General features: G+C 60.2%; 17 protein-coding genes. 9 read left to right on the forward strand and 8 right to left on the reverse strand.

Annotated features, from left to right (window positions below; translation table 11 throughout):
- Positions 1-49 precede the first annotated feature (49 nt).
- From CWE01_RS04770 to CWE01_RS04785, 4 genes are all read left to right on the forward strand, one after another.
- On the forward strand, positions 50-712 hold the full coding sequence (locus CWE01_RS04770; protein WP_100939383.1) for an RraA family protein: 663 nt from the start codon (positions 50-52) through the stop codon (positions 710-712).
- Between the two features lie 7 nt (positions 713-719).
- Positions 720-1,928, forward strand: a complete 1,209-nt coding sequence (locus tag CWE01_RS04775) for a pyridoxal phosphate-dependent aminotransferase (protein WP_100939384.1) — start codon at positions 720-722, stop codon at positions 1,926-1,928.
- A gap of 91 nt (positions 1,929-2,019) precedes the next feature.
- The gene (locus CWE01_RS04780) at positions 2,020-3,294 is read left to right on the forward strand and encodes a cation:dicarboxylate symporter family transporter (protein ID WP_100939385.1); all 1,275 of its coding nucleotides are present in this window, start codon (positions 2,020-2,022) and stop codon (positions 3,292-3,294) included.
- A 155-nt stretch (positions 3,295-3,449) separates the two neighbouring features.
- Entirely contained in the window at positions 3,450-4,799 is a 1,350-nt protein-coding gene (locus tag CWE01_RS04785) for an MFS transporter (RefSeq protein ID WP_100939386.1), read from the forward strand.
- Here CWE01_RS04785 and CWE01_RS04790 read toward each other — a convergent pair.
- On the reverse strand, positions 4,759-5,097 hold the full coding sequence (locus CWE01_RS04790; protein WP_100939387.1) for a helix-turn-helix transcriptional regulator: 339 nt from the start codon (positions 5,095-5,097) through the stop codon (positions 4,759-4,761). The two genes, CWE01_RS04785 and CWE01_RS04790, sit on opposite strands and share 41 nt — an antisense overlap.
- Positions 5,098-5,353: 256 nt before the next feature.
- Between CWE01_RS04790 and CWE01_RS04795 the strand changes: the two genes are divergently transcribed.
- The gene (locus tag CWE01_RS04795; RefSeq protein ID WP_100939388.1) at positions 5,354-8,188 is read left to right on the forward strand and encodes an autotransporter domain-containing protein; all 2,835 of its coding nucleotides are present in this window, start codon (positions 5,354-5,356) and stop codon (positions 8,186-8,188) included.
- Positions 8,189-8,286: 98 nt separating this feature from the next.
- Here CWE01_RS04795 and CWE01_RS04800 read toward each other — a convergent pair whose 3' ends face one another.
- Complete coding sequence (locus CWE01_RS04800; RefSeq protein ID WP_256579305.1) at positions 8,287-9,273, reverse strand: helix-turn-helix domain-containing protein; 987 nt, start codon at positions 9,271-9,273, stop codon at positions 8,287-8,289.
- Between the two features lie 282 nt (positions 9,274-9,555).
- Between CWE01_RS04800 and CWE01_RS04805 the strand changes: the two genes are divergently transcribed.
- Positions 9,556-12,039 carry an autotransporter domain-containing protein gene (locus tag CWE01_RS04805; protein ID WP_100939389.1) on the forward strand — a complete coding sequence of 828 codons (2,484 nt, stop codon included), beginning with the start codon at positions 9,556-9,558 and terminating at the stop codon, positions 12,037-12,039.
- 145 nt (positions 12,040-12,184) lie between these two features.
- Here the strand turns inward: CWE01_RS04805 and CWE01_RS04810 are convergent, their stop codons facing one another.
- From CWE01_RS04810 to xylA, 4 genes are all read right to left on the reverse strand, one after another.
- The gene (locus tag CWE01_RS04810) at positions 12,185-13,321 is read right to left on the reverse strand and encodes a sugar ABC transporter permease (protein WP_100939390.1); all 1,137 of its coding nucleotides are present in this window, start codon (positions 13,319-13,321) and stop codon (positions 12,185-12,187) included.
- The gene (xylG, locus tag CWE01_RS04815; RefSeq protein ID WP_100939391.1) at positions 13,322-14,878 is read right to left on the reverse strand and encodes a D-xylose ABC transporter ATP-binding protein; all 1,557 of its coding nucleotides are present in this window, start codon (positions 14,876-14,878) and stop codon (positions 13,322-13,324) included. It abuts the gene before it with no gap.
- A gap of 32 nt (positions 14,879-14,910) precedes the next feature.
- Entirely contained in the window at positions 14,911-15,912 is a 1,002-nt protein-coding gene (xylF, locus tag CWE01_RS04820) for a D-xylose ABC transporter substrate-binding protein (protein ID WP_100939392.1), read from the reverse strand.
- Positions 15,913-16,053: 141 nt separating this feature from the next.
- Positions 16,054-17,370, reverse strand: coding sequence for a xylose isomerase (gene xylA / locus CWE01_RS04825; protein WP_100939393.1), 1,317 nt, complete (start codon positions 17,368-17,370; stop codon positions 16,054-16,056).
- 153 nt (positions 17,371-17,523) lie between these two features.
- Between xylA and CWE01_RS04830 the strand changes: the two genes are divergently transcribed.
- Positions 17,524-18,711: a XylR family transcriptional regulator gene (locus CWE01_RS04830; RefSeq protein WP_100939394.1), complete on the forward strand. Its 1,188-nt coding sequence runs from the start codon at positions 17,524-17,526 to the stop codon at positions 18,709-18,711.
- Between the two features lie 32 nt (positions 18,712-18,743).
- Here CWE01_RS04830 and CWE01_RS04835 read toward each other — a convergent pair whose 3' ends face one another.
- Positions 18,744-19,646 carry a LysR substrate-binding domain-containing protein gene (locus CWE01_RS04835; protein ID WP_100939395.1) on the reverse strand — a complete coding sequence of 301 codons (903 nt, stop codon included), beginning with the start codon at positions 19,644-19,646 and terminating at the stop codon, positions 18,744-18,746.
- Between the two features lie 105 nt (positions 19,647-19,751).
- Between CWE01_RS04835 and CWE01_RS04840 the strand changes: the two genes are divergently transcribed.
- Together CWE01_RS04840 and CWE01_RS04845 are read left to right on the forward strand one after the other, a co-directional pair.
- The gene (locus CWE01_RS04840; RefSeq protein WP_100939396.1) at positions 19,752-21,149 is read left to right on the forward strand and encodes an MFS transporter; all 1,398 of its coding nucleotides are present in this window, start codon (positions 19,752-19,754) and stop codon (positions 21,147-21,149) included.
- Entirely contained in the window at positions 21,146-22,420 is a 1,275-nt protein-coding gene (locus CWE01_RS04845) for a glucarate dehydratase family protein (protein ID WP_100939397.1), read from the forward strand. Before CWE01_RS04840 ends, CWE01_RS04845 begins: the two co-directional genes overlap by 4 nt.
- Positions 22,421-22,459: 39 nt before the next feature.
- Here the strand turns inward: CWE01_RS04845 and CWE01_RS04850 are convergent, their stop codons facing one another.
- Positions 22,460-22,951: a GNAT family N-acetyltransferase gene (locus CWE01_RS04850; protein WP_100939398.1), complete on the reverse strand. Its 492-nt coding sequence runs from the start codon at positions 22,949-22,951 to the stop codon at positions 22,460-22,462.
- Positions 22,952-23,119: the final 168 nt, after the last annotated feature.

A 23,119-nucleotide genomic window follows, 5' to 3' on the forward strand; every position in this document is an offset into this window, starting at 1 on the left:
CTAAGATCAGGTTTTCGTGAAAGCACACCTGATAAAACCGGGAGATATCATGTTACTTCCAGGCACCCGTATCGAACCATCGCCTGCGCCTGCTTCTGATGCCTTGATCAAAGCATTCGCCTCTGTCGTGACACCTCATATCAGCGACAACATGGGGCGCCATATCGGTGCCCGTGGCCTGACGCGCTACAACCGCACAGGCAAGCTCGTCGGTACCGCGCTGACGGTCAAGACCCGTCCAGGCGACAACCTCTACATCTACAAAGCGCTGATGATGTTGAAGCCCGGCCACGTGCTGGTGGTGGATGGGCAAGGCGATACCAACAACGCCGTGATCGGCGAGTTGATCAAGTTGTATGCCCTGCAACGGGGTTGCGTCGGCTTTGTCATCGACGGCGCCATTCGTGATGTGGCGTGTTTCGAGAATACCCCGTGCTACGCCAGGGCCGTCGTGCACTGCGGACCTTACAAGACGGGGCCGGGCGAGATCAACGTACCAGTGTCCATCGGCGGGATGATCATCAACCCGGGGGACATCGTTGTCGGTGACGAAGATGGGTTGGTGGCTTTCTCCCAAGAGGACGCCGAGGGCGTGTTGGCGAAAGCCCGTGAACACGAAGCACACGAAGAACGTGTGAAGGCAGAGATCGCGACCCAGGTGATCGAACAATCGTGGATCACCAACGCCCTCGTCAAAGCCGGCCTGATGTGAGGAAACCATGAGCACAGCACTGCTTTCCCAGCGGGTCTTGAGCATTGCCCCTTCGCCCAGCGTTGCGGCCAATGCCTTGGTCGCAACGTTAAGGGCGCAAGGTCGCGACATCGTGAACTTCACCATCGGTGAACCCGACCTCGATACCCCGGCCCATATCCTGGAGGCCGCCAAAGCGGCGATGCTGGCGGGTGAAACCCACTACACCAACACGCTCGGCACGCCGGCATTACGCAAGGCGATCGTGACCAAGCTGCAACGTGACAACGGTCTTGAATACAGCCTCGATCAGGTGGTGGCGGCAGCCGGTGGCAAACAGATCATCTTCGAAGCGCTGGCGGCCACCCTCAACCCCGATGACGAGGTGATTGTTCATACCCCTTATTGGGTCTCTTATCCGGACATCGCCAAGCTGAACGAGGGGGCTCCCGTTGTTATCGTCGGCAGTGAAAACAACGGATTCAAGCTGACACCGGCGCAGCTGGACGCAGCCATTACCCCGCGCACGAAATGGCTGGTCCTCAATTCCCCGAATAACCCAAGTGGGGCCGTCTACACCCTGGAAGAGTTGCAAGCCCTGGCCCAAGTGCTTCGCCGTCATCCCCATGTGCTGGTCATGGCCGATGAGATCTACGAACACTTCGTCTACACCGAGGGCGGACATGTCTCCTTTCCCAAGGCAGCACCCGATCTGAAAGAGCGGACGCTGATCGTGAACGGGGCTTCGAAGGGCTATGCCATGACCGGCTGGCGATTGGGCTTTGGCGCAGGCCCGGCGTGGCTGATCGCGGCCATCGGCAAGCTGCTCTCGCAAACCACCACGTGCCCCAGCTCGATCAGCCAGGCCGCTGCCGTGGCGGCCTTTGTCGGCGACCAGGCGCCTGTTCGCGCCATGGCAAGCCTCTACCGCAAACGCCGCGACCTGATGCTGGACCTGTTGTCCGGTACACCCGGCCTGACATGCGTGACCCCGGACGGTGCGTTCTACGTATTTGCCAATGTGCAAGGGTTGCTCGGTCGCCAAGTCCCTCAAGGCTATGTGCTGCAGACGGATGCCGACGTGGTTCGCTACTGGCTTGAAGACGCCGGCGTTGCCACGGTGGTCGGCGACGCATACGGCCTCAGCCCCTACGTCCGTCTCTCATTTGCAAGCGGCGAAACATTGATCCGGGAAGGTTGTGCCCGTATCCGCAAAGCCTGCGAAGCATTGCGCTGATCGGTCGATTCGAGCCGACAGCTGTCGGGGGAGGGCACTGCCTCCCCTTTGAAAACAAGATCCTGCCACTGACATCACCTGTGAGACGGACATGCATAAACCTCGTATTCCTCTGGTCGTTCAGATCCTGATCGGCCTGGTCGTCGGCATCGTTGTCGGCGTCGTTCTCAACCATGCGCCCGAAGCGCGCCCCTGGCTCACGGAAAACCTGCTGCAACCCGCTGGAGATCTGTTCATCAAGCTGATGAAGATGATCGTCATACCGATCGTGTTCTGTTGCATGGTGGTGGGCGTCGCCGGTCACGGTGATCGCAAGGCGCTCGGCCGCATGGGGGTAAAAACCCTGCTGTATTTCTTTGCCGTGACCACCACCGCGATCATTGTCGGGCTGGTGATCGGCAATCTGCTGCAACCGGGAGCGGGCACGGATCTGCACAGCCTCAAAGTGGCCAACATCAGCCTGCCTTCCGGTAACGGGCATCAGGGCGCAGTGGCCCTTTTGCTGGGCATTGTCCCGGATAACATCGTGGACGCGATGGCCAAGGGTAATCTGCTGCCGGTGCTGTTCTTCGCGGTCATGTTCGGCCTGGGGCTCTCCGGCCTGTCCGATGAGCGTAAAGAGCCGGTACTGGCGGTTTTCAAAGGCCTGAGCGATGCCATGTTCCGGGTGACGTCAATGGTGATGGCTTATTCCCCCATTGGCGTGTTTGGCATGATTGCCGTGACCGTCGCCAACTTCGGTTTCGCCTCCCTCCTGCCGTTGGCAAAGTTGATTGTGGTCACCTATATCGCGCTGGTGCTGTTTGCCGTGCTGGTGTTGGGAAGCATTGCGCGGATGGCGGGCATCTCGATTTTCGGCTTGATCCGGCACATCAAGGACGAACTGGTCCTGGCGTTCTCCAGTGCCAGCTCCGCAGCCGTGATGCCACAGCTCATGGTCAAACTGGAGAAGTTTGGCGTGCCACGGGAGGTGGTCTCCTTCGTCGTCCCGGTCGGCTACTCGTTCAATCTCGATGGGGCGTCTCTATTCCTTGGCATAGGCACGCTGTTTGTCGCCCAGCTCTATGGGATAGAACTGAGTCTGTCGCAGCAAGCCGTATTGGTGATCACCATGGTCCTGACCTCCAAGGGCGCGGCGGGCGTGCCGGGTTTCATGTTCGTGATCCTCTCCGCAACCCTGGCCAGCGCGGGGCTGCCGCTGGAGGGCATTGCGTTCATCGCCGGTGTCTACCGAATCATGGATATGGGCACTACCACCCTGAACGTGCTCGGGAACGCGTTGGCCCCGATTGTGATCGCGCGATGGGAGAGGGGGCTGATTCCGCTTGCCCAAACGCCACTGTCTGATCGAGCGGAATCGCTTTAGTGGTATGTATCGGGTTTGTTGCTGTAAATCGCTTATAGTCGAATAAGGCTATATGCCATCATGCTTGAGATTCAGCAACAGGATTCCGGTGGCCCCCGATCAAGGTGTTTACCGGAGCATGTCCTGATTTTCAGTGTTGTCCAAGAGCAGGATGAATGCAGAACCCCACCGTCTCTCCATCGGCTCCAGTGTCCCTGTTCGAGTTGTCAGCGCGGGCACACGCGAAAAAAAGGCGCCTGGTTCTGGCTGCCGCTATCGGTAATGGCCTGGCCACTTATGACTTCACGGTCTACAGCTTTTCGGCGGTGGCGATCGGCAAGTTGTTCTTTCCTTCCGGCAGCGCGTTTGCATCGCTGTTGTTGTCATTGCTCACCTTTGGCGCCGGGTTCGCGATGCGTCCGATCGGCGCTTTTTTCATTGGTCATCTGGCCGATCACAAAGGACGAAAGGCAGGCCTGACCTGCTCTATTGCGTTGATGACGCTGGGCACCGCGTTGATGGTATTTGCGCCGCCTTATAGCGTCATGGGACCAGGGGCCACGCTACTGATCGTCGTCGCGCGGCTGATGCAGGGGTTCGCGGTGGGCGGCGAGATTGGCGTTTCCTCGGTGGTGCTGATGGAGCTGACCGCCCGGAAGAACCGTTGTTACGGGGTCAGCTGGCGCGCGGCGAGCCAGGCCGCCGCTGCGCTGGCAGGGGCTCTGGTCGGTGCCTTTACCACGATGCTGCTGAGCCCTGAGGCATTGCTCCAGTGGGGCTGGCGCATTCCGTTTGTTATCGGGCTGCTGATCGGCCCGGTCGGCTGGTACCTGCGTCGGCAAATGCCTGACGTTGCGATGAAGAAGTCCCGTCGCCCGGCTATGAGGACACTCCTGGCGCAGCACTCACGGCCGTTCTGGCTAGGCATACTGTTGATGGCAACACCGACAGCGGGCATTTATATACTGGTGTTTTACATGCCCATTTATCTGGTTGGCACGCTGCATATGCCGGCGACCGTCAGCCTGCTGTCCGCCTGCCTGTCGAGCATTCTGATTTTCATCGGCGTGCCACTGCTGGCCCGCATCGCCGACAGGCAACGCCTGCGCAAGCCGATCCAGTATTGGACGATGATCAGCAGCATCGTGCTGGTTTACCCGGTTTTCCTGCTATTGACGACAGGGATTGGCGAGCCACTCTCATTGCTGGTCATCGGTGGGTATTCGCTGCTGTTGCTGTGTAGCAACGCCGCCACCACGGTGATGATGTTGGAAGCCTTTGCGCGTTATTATCGGGCGACTGCCATTGCGACGATCTACAGCCTGGGGACACTGATTTTTGGCGGCTTTTGCCCCTTTATCGTGGCCTGGATGATCGGCGTGACCGGCAATCCAATGGCGCCTGCCTGGTATCTGTTGGCGGTCATGTGTATCAGCCTGTTTGCACTGATGCTGTTTCCAGACAGTCTTCAACGGTTACGTTCGATCAGGTCCGCGAACTATTGCGCAGACGCTGCGACGCGATGAACCGCAGATCTTGTGGTGCCATGTCGTAGGTCCGACGAAAGGCTCGGCTAAAGTCCGAAGCGCTTTTGAAACCCAGCCCATAAGCGATATCCAGCACCGGCAGGTTGGGGTATTTGACCAGCTCATCGGCGGCCTCGCGCAGCCGGCGATTGCGGATATTGGCGCCGAGTCCTCCTTCATGCTCGAACAGGCGATAGAGCCTAGGGCGGGGTAGCTGCAAGGCCTCCAACACGCTTTCGGGGGAGAGCGAGGCCCGATGGAGGTTGGCCTGAACATAACGCCGGGTTTTGTCGAACATGGCCCGCGTACCGCCCAATCGCTTCCGCCAAGATGTTGGTCGCCACACGTCAGCGCAAGGTGGCACTCAGGTTCAAAAAAGTTCAGAAACTGATACGCACGGTCAAGTGCTTCCCGCAAGATCTGGCAAAATGCTATCAAATAACGCAGAAAATAAAAAACTGCCAGTCAGATCGTGATTCAGGAGGACGTGCTGTTGCGCATGGTTTATCCCGAAAATCGCAACGACCCTTTCATTACATTCGGGAAAACTTCACATGGACTCGTTCAAATTCCAACCGTCATGTACACCAGGCCGCTTGACGATCCTGGCCATCGCCATTGCGTCGGCGTTGACCGCAGGTCAGGTCAGTGCCGCAGGCCCTAGCTATGGTGATAACAACAGCGGCACGATCCCTACACTGGATAACCCCCAGGGAAACACCTTGCAGGGCAGCGTTGCCGGGATTCTCAACTCTGGCAGTATCGGGACGTTGAGCAGCAGTGGCACCATCATTGGCGTCATTGGGGTTCACAACACCGGCACCATCACCTCATTGAACAATCAGACTGGCGGCAGTATCAACGGTAACGGCACGGGCATTGTCAACAACAACGGCGCCAGCATCGGGACACTGAGCAACAGCGGTGCCATCGGCGTCATCAGCGGCGGCTACATCGGCATTCACAACAATGGCACCATTACCTCGTTGAGCAACACCACGGGAGGCACCATCAGCGGCGGCGGCCCCGGCATTTTCAACGACAGCTTGGGCAGCATCGAGACGCTGAGCAACAGCGGCACCATCAACGGTATTCAAAACACCGGCAGTATTACCTCGCTGAACAATAACGTTGGCGGCACCATCAGTGGCAGCACTGGTATTTACAACACCGGTACTATCACCTCGCTGAACAATCAGACTGGTAGCAGTATCAACAGTAACGGCACGGGTATTTACAACGGCAGCAGCTCCAGCATCGGGACACTGAGCAACAGCGGCGCCATCAGCGGCGGCAGCGTCGGGATTGGCAACTCCGGCACCATCACCTCGCTGAACAATGACACAGGCGGCACCATCAGTGGCGGTAACACCGGGATTAGCAACTCCGGCAGCATCGGGACACTGATCAATCGCGGCACCATCAGCGGCGCTAGCTCGGCTGGTATAAACAACTCCGGCAGCATCGGCACGCTGAGCAATAGCGGTACCATCAGTGGCGTCACGAGCATTTACAACACCGGCAGCATCGGGACGCTGAGCAACAGTGGCCTCATCACGGGTAATGCATTCGCCCTTTTTAACAATCCCGGCGCGACCCTGAGCACTATCACCAACTCCGGAACCATTGCCGGCAATATCGAGAATCGTGCTTCTCAGAACCTGACGATCAATGGCGGCACCGGCTCGGTGTTCGGCATCCTGACCGGCGCAGGCGCTGGTAGTGTGAGCGCCAGCAACATCGGTCAGATCACCAATAGTTTCTCGAACCTGGTATTCGGCTCTGGCAACCTGTTGCTCAATGACAACATCAACGTTTCGGGTGACCCTGTCCATACGGTGTCCAACCTGGCGGCCACGCTGCAGGTCAATAACACGATCCATATCAACGGCAATTACACCCAGGGCAGCGGCGCCAGCCTGATCCTCGGCGTGGCCAACAATGCCGTGACCACCGGTAATATCAACACCGACTCAGGCTACGGGCGCCTGGTGGTGTCCGGCAGTGCGAACGTCGCTTCGGGCTCCACGATCGGTCTGCAGAAGCTGGGCAGCTATGGTTTTGCCCAAGGCCAACGCTACGTGGTGATTCAAGCCAATGCCGAGGGGACGAACTACAACGCCGACACCCTTCACTACAGCGTTGCGGGTTACAACGCGGCGGGAACCAGCGTGGCCGATGGCTCCAATAGCGACTTGCTGGTGACGCTGGGGACGGCGGCGGCAGGGGCTACGCCGATCAATCAGGCCACCAGCACCAACAGCAACGCCAGCCTGGCCGGGCTGTTCCATTACGACGGTCTGAATGCCGGCTTGATGAACCTGTTCAACGCCTCGGCGGCCCTCGACTCTTCGGCCGCCGGCAACCACGCCGGAGCGCAGTTGAGCCCGACCGCGAACGCCAGTGCCGCCACCCAGGCGTCTACCGCCTCCACCGTGCAAGTCCTCAATGTCGCCGCAGCACACCTCGATGGGTTGCGCACCGCACAGAACGACAGCACCGGCAGCGGTGTGGCCACCGGTGAAAGCGCCCGTAACACCGGGCTCTGGGGCCAGGCCTTCGGCGGCAGTTCTCACCTGGATGAGCGCGACGATATCGCCGGTTACCACGCCCGCTACAGCGGCTTCCTGCTGGGCGCCGATGCCGCACTCAACGACAGCTGGCGTGCCGGCGGCCTGTTCAGCTACACCAAGACCACGGTGAACAACGACGGCGACAACACCGGAAGTTCCGCCGACGTGAAGTCCTATGGCCTGTTCGGTTATGCCAGTTACCAGGCTAATCCGTGGTACCTGGACCTGTCGCTCGGTGCCGTTCAGCACCAATACGACACCCAGCGTGAAGTCGACTTCAGCGGCTTTAACGGTTCGGCCAAAGGTCAGCACGACGGCATGCAGTACATCGCTTCCGCGGTGGCCGGTTACCCGATTGACCTCGGCCCGGGGCTGGCCCACACCATCCTCACACCGATTGCCGGTTTGACCTACAGCACCTTGCGCCAGGACAGCTACACCGAGAGCGGAGGCAATGGCGCGGCGCTGCACCTGGACTCCAGCAACAGCACTTCGCTCAAGAGCGACCTGGGCGCCAAGCTGGAGCGTTCCTTCGCCACCTCCTACGGCAGCGTAGTGCCTTCGGCGCAACTGACCTGGCGGCATGAGTACCACGACAACGGTCTGCAATCGGTTGCCAACTTCGCCGCCGATACCTCGGGTGCCACCAGCTTCAGCAGTCCGGGCGCGAAAGCGATTGCCGACACCGGCGTGCTGGCGTTGGGCGTGACCCTGCTGCGCAGCGAAAACCTCAGTGTGGGAGCGAAGTACACCCTGGAAGCGGCGAACGGTTACACCGCCAATACCGGTGATGTGCAGGTGCGCTGGCAGTTCTGACCGGTTAGATTCAACTGACCTGATAACGCCCATTGTTCAGTCATGAACAATGGGCGTTTTTCTTTCTCATCGCCATATCACCGTGTCCTGACGTGTGGTCATGGAGTATTGAGCAGGTGCTGCGAGGCGATGAATCGCAGATCTTTTGGTGCCATTTCGTAGGTCCGACGAAAGGCTCGGCTAAAGTCCGAAGCGCTTTTGAAACCCAGCCCATAAGCGATATCCAGCACCGGCAGGTTCGGGGATTTGACCAGTTCATCAGCGGCCTCGCGCAGCCGGCGATTGCGAATATAGGCGCCGAGCCCCCCCTCATGCTCGAACAGGCGATAGAGCGTAAGACGGGGTAATTGCAGAGCGTCCAACAAGCTTTCGGGGGACAGTGAGGTTTGATGGAGGTTGGCCTGAATATAACGTCGGGCTTTGTCGAACATGGCCGCGCGTACCGCAGCACGTGCGTTGCCGCTGAGTTTGGTCTGTTTGCCAAGCGCGGCGAGCAGCAGTTGCACACTCACATTGAAGGCGCTGTCCGCTTCATGTGCATTCAGCCCGGGAAGGTTCCTGGAAAACGCCAGCACCTGCTCAATGAACAATTGCATCAGGGGAGAGGCGTTTTCAAACACTCTGCCGTGGATAGCTTCTGCATGGGGAAAGGCTGCGTCCACCACTGGCCGGGGTACGAAAAATGTCAGCACCTGGCAAGCGCTACGTTGCATGCGTATCGGCTGATTCAGATCGGTGGCGAAAATACTGGCGGTCGAATGCCCTCGACGGAGTGACAGACCGCCACTCCCAACGGACTCGATCCCGCCCGCCATGAATACCTGAAAGACATAATCGCGCTGGGTATCGGTGGAGATACGTGCCACTGAACGATTGAGCGCCATGGCGTCGCTGAGGCAAACGGTGAAGCGTCCAGTGCCAAGATCGTATCGGTCGATGACCCCATGGAAAGGGGCTTCGACTTGCGTCAATAAAGGCATTACATCGATGACATGACCGACCCGCTCCCGCCAGGCCAGCAACTGCCGAGGTACTGATTCAGCGCTGACGTTGAAGTGATTGTGCTTGAGTTCGAGAGCGGACAATGGACCACCATAAGACTTTTTGATTGTGGCGCTTGCATCCAATCGTTTCCGCCAAGACGCCAGTCGCCACACGTTAGCGCAATGCGGTGCTCAGGTTCAAAAAAAGTTCAAAAACTGATACGCACGGTCAAGTGCTTTTCGGGAAGTCTGGCAAAATGCCACCCAAAAAACCTGGAGCCTAAAAAGCTGCCAATCAGGTCGTGGTTCAGGAGGACGTGCTGCTGCGCATGGTCAATCCCGAAAATCACAACGACCCTTTCATTACCGTTGGGGAAACACCGCATGCACTCGTCCAGACATCCATCATCACGTACACCAGGCCGATTGACGGTCCTGGCCATCGCCATTGCTTCGGCGTTGGGCGCAGGCCAGGCCAGTGCCACCCCTGGCAATATTGGTCTTAACAACAGCACCCCGATCCCCTCGCTGAACAATCCGCTGGGGACCACCATCAATGGCGGCGTTACCGGGATTGTCAACTCCTCCACTATCGGGACGCTGAGCAACAGCGGCACGGTCTCTGGCGGCAACGGTGGCATTTACAACAGCGGTACCGGTACCATCACTTCGCTGAGCAATGAGACTGGCGGTACTGTCACTGGCGGCAACACGGGTATCAGCAACGGCGGCACCATAGGGACGTTGAGCAACAGCGGCACCATTCACGGTGGTGGTTCCTCTGGCGTTTACAATTACGGCACCATCGGGACACTGAACAACAGCGGCATTATCTCCAGCGACTCCAATGGTGTTGGCACCTTCGCAACCCTCACCTCGCTGAACAATGAGGCGGGTGGCACTATCTCTGGCGGGCTCGCGGGTATTTACAACGGCGCTACCCTCACTTCGCTGAACAATGAGACTGGCGGCACTATCTCTGGCGGCAATACGGGTATTTACAACGCCGGCAGCATCGGGACATTGAACAACAGCGGTATCGTCACGGGTAACCAATACGCCCTTTACAACATTTCAACGGGGACCCTGGGTACCGTTACCAACTCCGGCACCATCGCCGGCACGATCCGCAATGACGCGGTGCAAGACCTGGCCATCAATGGCGGCACCGGCCCGGTGTTCGGCGTCCTGACCGGCGTCAGCGCGGGCATTGGCGCGGGAGACATCGGGCAGATCACCAACACCAACTCGAACCTGGTGTTCGGGCTTGGCAACCAGTTGCTCAATGATCATGTCAACGTCGGCACCCACACCGTCACCAATGACTCGACCGGCACGCTGCAGGTCAACAATACGATCGATATCACCGGCAATTATAATCAGGGCGCCAATGCCAGCCTGATCCTCGGCGTGGCCGACAATGCCGTGACCACCGGTAATGTTGCCACCGACAGCGGTTACGGGCGCCTGGTGGTATCCGGTAGCGCGAACATCGCTTCGGGGTCCACGATTGGTCTGCAGAAGCTGGGCAGCTATGGCTTTGCCCAAGGCCAACGCTATGTGGTGATCCAGGCCAATGCCAGCGGGACGAACTACAACGCCGGCACCCTTCACTACAGCGTTGCGGGTTACAACGCGGCGGGTACCAGCGTGGCTGATGGCGCCAACAGTGACTTGCTGGTGACGCTGGGGACGTCGACGTCAGGGTCCACGCCGCTCAATCAGGCCACCAGCGCCAATGGCAGCGCCAGCCTCGCCGGGCTGTTCAACTACGGCGGTCTGAATGCCGGCCTGATGAACCTGTTCAACGCCGCCGCGGCCCTTGATTCTTCGGCCGCCGGCAACCACGCCGGGGCGCAGTTGAGCCCGACCGCGAACGCCAGTGCCGCCACCCAGGCGTCTACCGCGTCTACCGTGCAAGTCCTCAATGTCGCCGCGGCGCACCTCGATGGGTTGCGCACCGCACAGAACGACAGCACCGGCAGCGGTGTGGCCACCGGTGAAAGCGCCCGTAACACCGGGCTCTGGGGCCAGGCCTTCGGCGGCAGTTCTCACCTGGATGAGCGCGACGATATCGCCGGTTACCACGCCCGCTACAGCGGCTTCCTGCTGGGCGCCGATGCCGCACTCAACGACAGCTGGCGTGCCGGCGGCCTGTTCAGCTACACCAAGACCACGGTCAACAACGACGGTGACAACGCCGGCAGTTCCGCCGACGTGAAGTCCTATGGCCTGTTCGGTTATGCCAGTTACCAGGCTAATCCGTGGTACCTGGACCTCTCGCTCGGTGCCATCCAGCATCAATACGACACCCAGCGTGAAATCAACTTCAGCGGTTTCAACGGCGCGGCCAAAGGTCAGCACGACGGCATGCAGTACATCGCTTCCGCGGTGGCCGGTTACCCGATCGACCTCGGCCCGGAGCTCGCCCACACCATCCTCACGCCGATTGCCGGCCTGACCTACAGCACCTTGCGCCAGGACAGCTACACCGAGAGTGGCGGCAATGGCGCGGCGCTGCACCTGGACTCCAGCAACAGCACTTCGCTCAAGAGCGACCTGGGCGCCAAGCTGGAACGCTCCTTTGCCACGTCCTACGGCAGCGTAGTGCCTTCGGTGCAACTGACCTGGCGGCATGAGTACCACGACAACGGTCTGCAATCGGTTGCCAACTTTGCCGCCGATACCTCAGGCGCCACCAGCTTCAGCAGTCCGGGCGCGAAAGCGATTGCCGACACCGGCGTGCTGGCGTTGGGCGTGACCCTGCTGCACAGTGAAAACTTCAGCGTGGGGGCGAAATACACCCTGGAAGCGGCGAACGGTTATACCGCCAATACCGGTGACGTGCAGGCGCGCTGGAACTTCTGATCCGCTACATTGCGCTTGACCACAAACGCCCGTTGTTCAGTGATGAACAATGGGCGTTTGTCTATCGGTCGGCAGCGGATGTGGACGAACCCCTTTGCACAGCAATCTCTACCCCCTGTTTGGAGGCCCTCGCTGCGCTGTCTGATCAGCGTCGCCCGGTCCGGGTGCTCACATCCACCCACACGGCCAGCACCAGGATGCTGCCTTTGACAATCATCTGCCAGTAGCTGTCGACGTCGAGCATGGACATGCCGTTGTCCAGGCTGGTGATGACCAGCGCGCCGAGGAGGGCGCCGTACACGGTGCCCGAGCCACCGCGCATGGAGGTGCCGCCGATGAAGCAGGCGGCGATGGCGTCGAGTTCGCCCATGTTCCCGGCCGAAGGTGAACCCGCCGCCAGGCGCGCGGTATTGACCACCCCGGCGAGGGCACACATCAGGCCCATGATGCCGAAGATCCACAGCTTGACGGCCTGCACGTTGATGCCGGACAGGCGCGTGGCTTCCATGTTGCTGCCCACCGAGTAGATGCGTCGTCCGAACACGGTCTGGCTGGTGATGTAGCTGAACACACCCAGCAGAATCAGCAGAAGCAGCACCGGCACCGGGATCCCGTCGTAGCTGTTCAGGGTATAGACGAAGCCGGCCAGCACCGCGCCGATCAATACCACGCGCAAGACGTCACGCACCAATGAGTGTGCCGCGAGGCCATGGAGGGCGCGATTGCGGCGTTGTTTCCAGGTCAGGAAAAGTGTCAGGGCCAACAGCAGGATGCCGAGGCCGGCCCCTACCGTGTGTGGCAAATAACCCTGGCCGACGTAGACCAGCGACGGTGACACCGGGGCGATGGTGGTGCCGCCGGTAATCCCCAGCAGAATGCCGCGAAACGCCAGCATACCGCCCAGGCCCACGATGAAAGACGGGATGCGCAGGTAGGCGGTCATAAAGCCGTTTGCCAGGCCAATCATCCATCCGCACAGGGCGACAATGCCCAGATTCGCCAACAGCGGTACGTGATAGATCACGTCGAGAATCGCCGCCAGGCCACCCAGCAGGCCAAGCAATGAGCCCACCGACAAATCGATCTCGCCGCTGATGATCACCAGCACCATGCCGCAGGCGAGAATCCCGGTGATGGACATCTGCCGCAGCAGGTTGGAGAGGTTGCGCGGGGTCAGGAAACCGCCGTCGGTTTGCCAACTGAAGAACAGCCAGATAATCGCTACGGCGATCACCAGCGCGAGCATTTTGTAGCGGGTGAAGAGTTGTTTGACCTGATTCATCTAAGCGGTTTTCCGATCATTATTGTTATGGTCATCGGGAGGGCTGAGGGCGGCGGTGAGCAGCTGTTCCTGGGTGAGTTCGTGGTTGATGAAATCGCCGCGCAGCTGGCCTTCGCCGATCACCAGGACGCGGTCGGAAACACCCAGCACTTCGGCCAGTTCCGAGGACACCATGATGATCGACACGCCTTCGGCCGCCAGCGCCCCCATCAGCTTGTAGATCTCATACTTGGCACCGACATCCACCCCGCGGGTGGGCTCATCGAGAATCAGCACGCGGGGTTTGGTCAGGAGCATCTTCGCCAGCACGGCTTTTTGCTGATTGCCGCCGGAGAGGCTGGTGATCGGCAGGAACGGACTCGCGGTCTTGAGGTGCAGGCGCGAGATTTCCCTGTCGATGCAGCCCAGTTCGGCTTCGGCGTCGATGCGGGTCATTTTCGAGTAGTTGCCCAGGACGGCCAGGGTGATGTTCTGGCCGACTCCCAGGTCAGGAATGATCCCCTGGCGCTTGCGGTCTTCAGGGACCATGCACAGGCCGGCGCGGATTGATTTGAGTGGCGTGCGTGTGTCGATCGGCCGGCCGTCCAGCCAGACTTCAGCTTGATAGCGGCCGGGGTAGGCGCCGAACAGCGCCGACACCAGTTCCGTGCGACCGGCGCCGACCAGCCCGGCGATGCCGAGGATTTCCCCGCGCTTGAGGACGAACGAGATATCGTCGACCCGTTTGCGCCTGGGGTTGTCGACGTCGTAGCAGGTGACGTGGCGTGCCTCGAAAATCACCTCGCCGATAGCATGGGGTTCGGTGGGGTAGAGCGTGCTCATTTCCCGTCCGACCATCTGGGTGATGATCTTCGGGATGTCCAGGTCCGCCATGGAGGTCGTGGCGATGTGCTTGCCATCGCGGATCACCGAAATGGTGTCGCACACGGCGGCCACTTCATCCAGCTTGTGGGAGATATAGACGCACGCCACGCCCTTGGCCTTGAGGTCACGGATGATATCCAGCAGCACCTCGATTTCCGACCGGGTCAGGGCCGATGAAGGCTCATCGAGGATCAGCAGGCGCGCCTGCTTGTTCAGCGCCTTGGCGATTTCCACCAGTTGCTGATAACCACCGCCGTACTGTGAAACCGGTAGCGAGACATTCATGTCCGGCACCTTGAGCTCGCGCATCAGGGCTTCGGCACGGTGGATCATCGCCGGGTAGTTCATGCGCCCGCCGGGCAGCGTCAGCTCGTGCCCCATGAAGATGTTTTCGGCCACCGACAGGTCGGGGACCAGGGTCAGTTCCTGGTGAATGATGACGATCCCGGCGGCTTCGGTGTCGCTGATGGATTGCGCCTTGAGCGGCTGCCCGTCCCAGAGGATTTCACCTTCCCAGGTGCCATGGGGATAGACCGCGGACAGGACTTTCATCAGCGTGGATTTGCCGGCGCCATTCTCGCCGCACAGACCCACGCATTCACCCGGCTTGACCTTGATATCGATGCCATTCAGGGCTTTGACACCGCCAAAGGTTTTGACGATGCCGTTCATTTGCAACAGGTAGTCGGACATGGCGAGGTGCTCACAGGGTACAGCTCGGTGGGTCACTGTCCGGCAATCTGCGCCTTGGTATAAAACCCGTCTTTTTCCAGCAGGTCGATATTGTCCTTGGTCAACGGGATCGGGGTCAGCAGGATGGTGTCGACCTTCTTGCTGCCATTGTCGGATTGCGAGCTGTAGGTGGGTTTCTCGTTACGCGCCAGTTGCACCGAGAGCTTGGCCGCTTGCGAGGCGATCAGTTTCAGCGGCTTGTAGACGGTCATTGTCTGGGTGCCATCGATCACCCGCTTGACCGCCGCCAGGTCTGCGTCCTGGCCCGAGATCGGCACCTTCCCGGCCATTTGCTGCGCGGCCAGTGCCTGGATGGCACCCCCGGCGGTGGCGTCGTTGGAGGCGACGATGCCATCGATCTTGTTGTTGTTCCGGGTCAGGGCATTTTCCACAATGCTCAGGGCTTCGGTGGGATTCCATTCCTTCACCCACTGCTGGCCGACAATCTTGATATCACCCTTGTCGATGGCCGGTTGCAGCACTTTCATCTGACCTTCGCGCAGGACCTTGGCGTTGTTGTCCGTGGGCGCGCCACCGAGCAGGAAGTAGTTGCCCTTGGGGGCCGCTTTCAGCACGCCGCTGGCCTGCATCTCGCCGACCTTTTCGTTATCGAAGGAGATGTAGGCGTCTATATCGGCGTTGAGGATCAGCCGGTCATAGGACACCACCTTGATCCCGGCCTTCTTGGCTTCGGCGACGGCGTTGGTCAGCACGGTGGCGTTGAACGGCACGATGACGATCACATCGACACCACGGGAAATGAGGTTTTCAATCTGCGAAATCTGCTTCTGCTCATTGGCATCGGCTGACTGTACGAAGACTTTGGCGTCCATTTTTTCCGCCGCCGCGACGAAGTAGTCACGGTCTCGTGACCAGCGCTCCAGGCGCAGGTCATCGATGGAGAAACCGATCTTCGGGTGGGCGGCATCGGCCATGACCGGTAGCGAGAGCAGGGCCAGAGCGCTGGCGAGCAGAGTGCGTTTTAGTAGGTTCATGATGGTGCGTCCTTTTATTGTTGTTTGAAAGACACTGCCTGGCGATGAATAAGCTGCCGGTGGAACTGTAGAGCGTCGCAGGATTCGGCGAGCATGGATTTGTCGTGAGAATGTCACCGCGACGCCAGGGTTTGCCTGCCGTCAGGGGTAGATAAACCGGTTCACCACGCCTTCGAGCATCTCCTGCCGGCCGCTGACGGCCTGCGGATTCAACTCGTGGCTGAAGGCATGTTCGGCCAGTGAGCCGAGGCTGAACTCACCCGCCAGCACCGCCTGGCCGAGCGGCTGCTGCCAGCCGGCGTAGCGTTGATCCTTGAATTGCTGGAGTCGATCGTTCTGCACCATGGCCGCCGCGCGCTCCAGGGCCAGGGCGAGGACGTCCATTGCCGCAACGTGGCCGTGGAACAGATCGACCTCGTCCACGCTCTGGCGACGGACCTTGGCGTCGAAGTTGAACCCGCCATGGGTGAAACCGCCGGCCTTGAGGATTTCGTAGGTGGCCAGGGTCATCTCCTCGACGCTGTTGGGGAACTGGTCGGTGTCCCAGCCGTTCTGCGGGTCGCCGCGGTTGGCGTCGATGCTGCCGAAGATCCCCAAGGAGACGGCCGTGGCGATCTCGTGATGGAAGCTGTGCCCGGCCAGGGTCGCGTGGTTGGCCTCGATATTGACCTTGATCTCGTTTTCCAGGCCGTACTGGTGCAGGAAACCGAAGACCGTGGCGCTGTCGTAATCGTATTGGTGCTTGGTCGGCTCCTGGGGCTTGGGTTCGATCAGCAGGTCGCCTTTGAAACCGATCTTGTGCTTGTGCTCGACCACCATGCGCATGAAGCGGCCCAATTGTTCGCGTTCGCGTTTCAGATCGGTATTGAGCAGGGTTTCGTAACCTTCACGACCGCCCCACAGCACGTAGTTGGCGCCTTTGAGCCGTTGGGTGGCGTTCATGGCGCTGAAGACCTGGGCGGCGGCGCAGGCGAACACCTCCGGGTCGGGGTTGCTGGCGGCGCCCGCGGCAAAGCGCGGGTGGCTGAAGCAGTTGGCGGTTCCCCACAGCAGCTTGATCCCGGTTTGTTCCTGATGGCGCTCCAGGTGGTCGATCATCTGCGCGAAGTGGTTGCGGTATTCCTTCAGCGAGTTGCCTTCCGGGGCGACATCGGTGTCGTGGAAGCTGTAGTAGTCGATGCCCAGCTTGGAGAAGAACTCGAACGCCGCTTCGGCCTTGCCGATGGCCAGTTCCATCGGATCCCCGGCATGCTGCCACGGGCGCTTGAACGCGCCGGCACCGAACATATCCACCCCGGGCCAGACGAAGGTGTGCCAGTAGCAGGCCGCCATGCGCAGATGCTCGCGCATGGGTTTGCCGAGGACCAGCTTGTTGGCGTCGTAGTGGCGGAAGGCAAGGGGTGAGTCGCTGCTGGGACCTTCGTAGCGAATCTTGTCGACAACGGGGAAGAACGGCATTGGAATGTCCTTGTTGTTCTTGGCTGTACCTCGATACTAGCAACGGCCCAGTGGCTGCAAATTATGAAAATCACCAAGACGCAGTGCGATTTTGAGTATTGAGATTCATCGTTTGCGCGCCTAGTCTGTGTGGATCGGCCCAGGATAAAAACAATGAAAACCGTCCCGCCCGTCCACCGCATTGCGCTGTTGTTCAACGGCAGCAAGATCTACGATCGCGGCATCATCAGCGGCATCGGCAACTACCTGAGCAGCACCCGCGCGTCCTGGGACCTGTTCCTTGAGGAGGATTTCCTCTGTCGGTTGAAAGGGATCGAGCGTTGGCAGGGCGATGGGATCATTGCCGACTTCGACGACCCGCTGATCGGCGAGGCGCTGGCCGGGATCAAGTTGCCCGTCGTGGCGGTAGGCGGCTCCTATCAGGATGCGCGCGCCTATCCGAAAGGCATTCCCTATGTCGCCACCGACAATGACGCGCTGATGAAGTTGGCCTACGAGCATCTGATCGAGGCCGGCTTGACCCGCTTTGCCTGCTTCAGCCTGCCGGAAGCGCAAGCCAATCGCTGGGCGCAGGAGCGGGAAAAAGCCTTTCGCCGACTGCTGAAGCGCGATGGCCTGCCGGCTGAGGTCTATCGCGGCATGGGCACCAGCGCGCCGCTCTGGGACAGTGCCGTCGAACAGCAGATCGCCTGGCTGCAAAGCCTGCCCAAACCCATCGGCATCATCGCCGTCAGTGACGCCCGTGCCCGGCAACTGCTGCAAGCCTGCCTGACCGCCGGGATCGCCGTGCCGGAGCAGGTGGCGTTGATCGGCATCGACAACGATCCGCTGACCCGGACCCTGACCCGGGTGCCGCTGAGTTCAGTGGTTCAAGGCACCGAAACCATGGGCTGGACCGCCGCGCACCTGCTCCATCAGATGCTGCACGGCATGCCGTCCACGGGCACGCAGATACTGATCCCCCCGGATGCGATCAATGTGCAGGCCTCGAGTCTGCATCAACCGTTGGGCGATCCCTACGTCATGCAGGCGCTGCTCTTTATCCGCCAATACGCCTGCCAGGGCATCAAGACCGCGCAGGTGGCGGCGTACGTGGGTGTATCGCGCTCATCGCTGGAGTCGCACTTCCGCAAGGTGCGCGGCTGCAGCGTGCACGACGAGATCCTGCGCTTCAAACTGGCGGCGGCGGCCAACGGACTGGAAAACACGGATTCGGCGATTGCCGATATCGCGCAAAATTGCGGCTTCAAATCGGCGCAATACCTGCACACGGTGTTCCGCCGTGAGTTCGGCTGTACGCCACGGGAGTATCAGCAGGGCGTCAACGCAGCGATTTATTGATCGAACGGTTTGATACGGGGTTCAGCCAGATTTCAGACTCCCCATCCATCACGCACGGCTTTTCGAATCCCCTCCAACAGCATCGCAAAGGCCGGGTTGTCATTGTTCTCGCGCCAGATCAGATGCAGCTCGCTCTGCACGCCTTCGCCCAGATCGATGCTGCGAAACACCACGTTCTTGAACACCACGCTGGTGGCACAACGAGGCACCAGGGCCAGGCCCATGCCGGCGTTGACCAGCGCCAGGATGGTCAGCGAGGAACCGAGCCATTGCACGTACTGCGGGGCGACGCGGGCGGAGCGGAGCATGCCGGTGAGCAATTCATTGAAAGGCGGGTAGGCCGCGTGGGAGTACATGAGAAAGGGTTGCCCATCGAGGTCCTGGACGGACACGGTTTCAGCACTGGCCAGCGGGTGACTGCTGGGCACGGCCAACACGAACGGCTCACGCACCAGGCATTCGGTGGCATAGCCCGGCTCCAGTAAAGGTGCGCGGACGATGCCCAGGTCAATACGGCGAGCACGCAGGGCTTCGTGCTGTTGGTAGGTGTTCATCTCCGACAGCTCGATTTTGACATGGGGCTGTTTGAGCCGTGCTTCGGCGATGACCTTGGGCAGGAACTCGTACACCGCACTGCCGACGAAGCTGATATTGACCGAGCCGATGTCTCCTTCGGCGAAGCGTCGGGCGCTCGCGGCGGCTTGCTGGGCGCGCTCCAGCAGGTTCTGGGCCTCGATGAAGAAGGCCCGGCCAGCGGCGGTCAGGGCGACGCTGCGGGTCGTGCGGGTGAACAACTCGACGCCCAGGTGGTGCTCCAGCAGTTGAATCTGCCGGCTGAGGGGCGGTTGCGTCATGTTCAGCCGTTCGGCGGCACGACGGAAGTTGAGTTCGGTCGCCACGGTGGTGAAGCAACGCAGTTGTGTGAGCTCGAACATTGATCTAATCCAGGTATCAATCGAATACCAGGTTAGATTAGACGAGATCAATGAGTGCGTCCATGATCGGCGGGTCCCTAAAAAAACAATGATCGGGAGTCGCCCTTGAATACCCTCCAGAGTCCGCCGGACCCGAATCTGCTGGCCCGCGCTGCGGCCAAGGTAAAGCGCCACGTACTGCCGCTGTTCGTGGTGATGTTCATCGTCAACTACATCGACCGGGTCAACATCGGCTTTGTGCGCAGCCATATGGAAACCGACCTGGGCATTGGCGCCGCGGCCTATGGCCTGGGGGCCGGGCTGTTTTTCATCGGTTACGCGATATTCGAAGTCCCCTCCAATATGTTGCTGCAACGCTACGGTGCGCGGGCCTGGCTGACGCGGATCATGTTCACCTGGGGCGCGGCGGCCATGGCCATGGCCTTTGTGCGCGGTGAAACCAGCTTCTATGTGCTGCGTTTTGTTCTCGGTGCGGCCGAAGCGGGCTTTTTTCCGGGCATCATCTACTACTTCACCCAATGGCTACCGTCGACCGAGCGGGGCAAGGCCATGGCGATCTTCCTCAGCGGCTCGGCCATTGCGTCGGTGATTTCCGGCCCGGTGTCCGGCGCGCTGCTGAACGTCAACGGTTTCAGCCTGCATGGCTGGCAGTGGATGTTCCTGATTGAAGGTTTTGCCTCCATCGTGCTCTGCGGTTTTGTCTGGTTCTGGTTGCAGTCCCATCCGCGTCAGGCGAAATGGCTGAGTGCGGAAGAAAAGGCCGCGCTGATCGGCGCTATCGCACTGGAACAGCAGGCACGCGAAGCGGCGCTGACGGTCAAACCGTCGATGTTCAAACTGCTGGCGGACAGGCAGATCGCCTTGTTCTGCTTCATCTACTTTTCCATTGCCCTGACCATTTACGGCGCCACGTTCTGGTTGCCGAGCATGATCAAGAAAATGGGCAATATCGGCGATTTCCACGTCGGTCTCTTCAACTCGATTCCGTGGCTCATTTCGATCATCGCGATGTATGGCTTTGCCGCCATGGCCAGCAAATGGAAACACCCGCAGGCCTGGGTGGCATTGACCCTGGTGATTGCCGCGTTCGGCATGTTCATGTCCACCACCGGCGGGCCGATCTTCGCCTTCGTTGCCATCTGCTTTGCCGCGATCGGGTTCAAGGCCGCCTCAGCGTTGTTCTGGCCGATTCCGCAAGGTTATCTGGACGCCCGCATCGCCGCCGCGGTGATCGCCCTGATCAACTCCATCGGCAACCTCGGTGGTTTTGTCGCGCCGACCGCATTTGGCTTCCTGGAGCAGACCACCGGCTCCATCGAAGGCGGGCTTTATGGCCTGGCCGCCACCTCGCTGGTGGCGGCCGTGGTGATCTTCTTCGCCCGGACTGCACCGCGTGGCGATACCTCTCGCACACAACCCGGTAAACCCGTCGAGCCCCTGGCGCGCAAAACCTCTATCAGTCATCAAGCCTTGAGCCTAGGCCCACAGGGAGCAGCCTCTTGAAAATCAAACGTGTCACCGTCACCCCCATCGCCTTTCGCGATCCGCCACTGCTCAACGCCAGTGGTATTCACGAGCCCTTTGCGCTGCGTTCGATCATCGAGATCGAGAGCGACAACGGCTATATCGGCCTGGGCGAAAGCTACGGCGATGCCCCGGCACTGGCGATCCAGCAGCAACTGCAAGACCTGTTGATCGGCCTCGACCCGTTCAATCTCAATCAACTGCGCTCCATCGTGCAGGCCACGGTGGCGGCGAACAAGACCACCAGCCTCGCCGGTGCGGAACTGGCGCCGGGTTCCCATGCCAGCAAAGCGGTGAGCAACGCCTATTCGGCGTTCGAAGTGGCCTTCCTGGATTTGCAGGCGCACTCACTGAATGTGCCGCTGGTGGATTTGCTGGGCGGTGCGATCCGCGACGAGATCCCGTTCAGCGCCTATCTGTTTTTCAAATACGCCCAGCATATCGACTCGCCCTACAAACCGGACAGTTGGGGAGAGGCGCTGAACGAAGAACAGATCGTGGCCCAGGCGCGGCGCATGATCGAGACCTATGGTTTCAAGAGCATCAAGCTCAAGGCCGGTACGCTGGAGCCGGAACATGAGGTCGCGTGTATCAAGGCGCTGAAAAAGGCCTTCCCGGGTTACCCGCTACGGATCGACCCGAACGGCAACTGGTCCCTGGAAACCTCGATTCGCATGGCCGAGCTGCTGGGCGATGACCTGCAATATTACGAAGACCCGACACCGGGCCTGGAGGGTATGTCCGAACTGCACAAACGCACGGGGCTGCCGCTGGCGACCAATATGGTGGTCACCGACTTTGATGAGTTTCGCCGCAGCGTGGCCTTGAACAGCGTGCAGATCGTGCTCGCCGACCACCATTACTGGGGCGGCCTGCGTGACACACAGGTACTGGCCAAGATGTGCCAGACCTTTGGCCTGGGGGTGTCCATGCATTCCAACTCGCACCTGGGGATCAGCCTGATGGCCATGGCCCATGTCGCGGCCTCGGTGCCCAACCTCGATTACGCCTGCGACACCCATTACCCCTGGCAGGAGCCGGATGAAGAGGTGATCAAGGGCGGCAAGCTGCCGATTGTCGACGGCTGCGTGAAAATCACCCGCGCCCCCGGCTTGGGTCTTGAGCTGGATCACGACCAGTTGGGCAAGCTGCATGACCAGTACCTGACCTGCGGTATCCGCCAGCGCGATGACGTGAGGCAGATGCAGCGTTACAAGCCGGACTGGAAGGCGCTCAAGCCGCGGTTTTGATTTTCGGGCAAGGCAACTTCAGGCGGTGGCGAGCAGGCGTTAGAGGTCCATGACCATCTCATGCCAGGCCATGCCACCGTGGTCGGAAGGCGAGGGCTGCACGTAGCGATAGCCCATGCGCTGATACAGCGCCACGTGCTGCTCCTTGCACATCAAGTGGATGGTTTTCTTGTCCAGTGCCTTCATGCGCCGGACGAACTCGTCCATCATCCGTGTGGAGTGGCCTTTACCCTGCTGCGCGGGATCCAGCACCACGGACATGATCACGACGTTCGGCGCCTCGGCCGAATGCCCCACCAGTTCCTTGAAGGCTTCATCGGACATCACCACCTCGTGGGCGCAGCCACTGTTGATGAAACCGATGACCTCGCCGCCATCCTCCAGAATCAGAAAACCCTGCGGATACTGGGCGATGCGCGTTGCAATCTTCTCCAGGGTCGCGGCTTCATCGCCTTCGTAGGCGCAAGACTCGATTTGATAGCAGCGCGAAGCGTCTGACGGCACGGCATTGCGAAAGCTGAGGGTGGACATTGCGGTTCCTGGTCGTTGGGTGGGTCTTGAGGGAGACGGGAGGCGCTATGTTAGAGCAAGCAGGTGGCGGATGAGGAGGTACTCGGATGCTTAATTCCACCGCGTTGACGTTCGCCAGGTTTGGGCGCCCCAGGATCAGTGTCGTCTGATGCCGGGGCGCTTGTTCAG

This window comes from Pseudomonas sp. QS1027 (genome assembly GCF_002814235.1).
Classification (GTDB): domain Bacteria; phylum Pseudomonadota; class Gammaproteobacteria; order Pseudomonadales; family Pseudomonadaceae; genus Aquipseudomonas.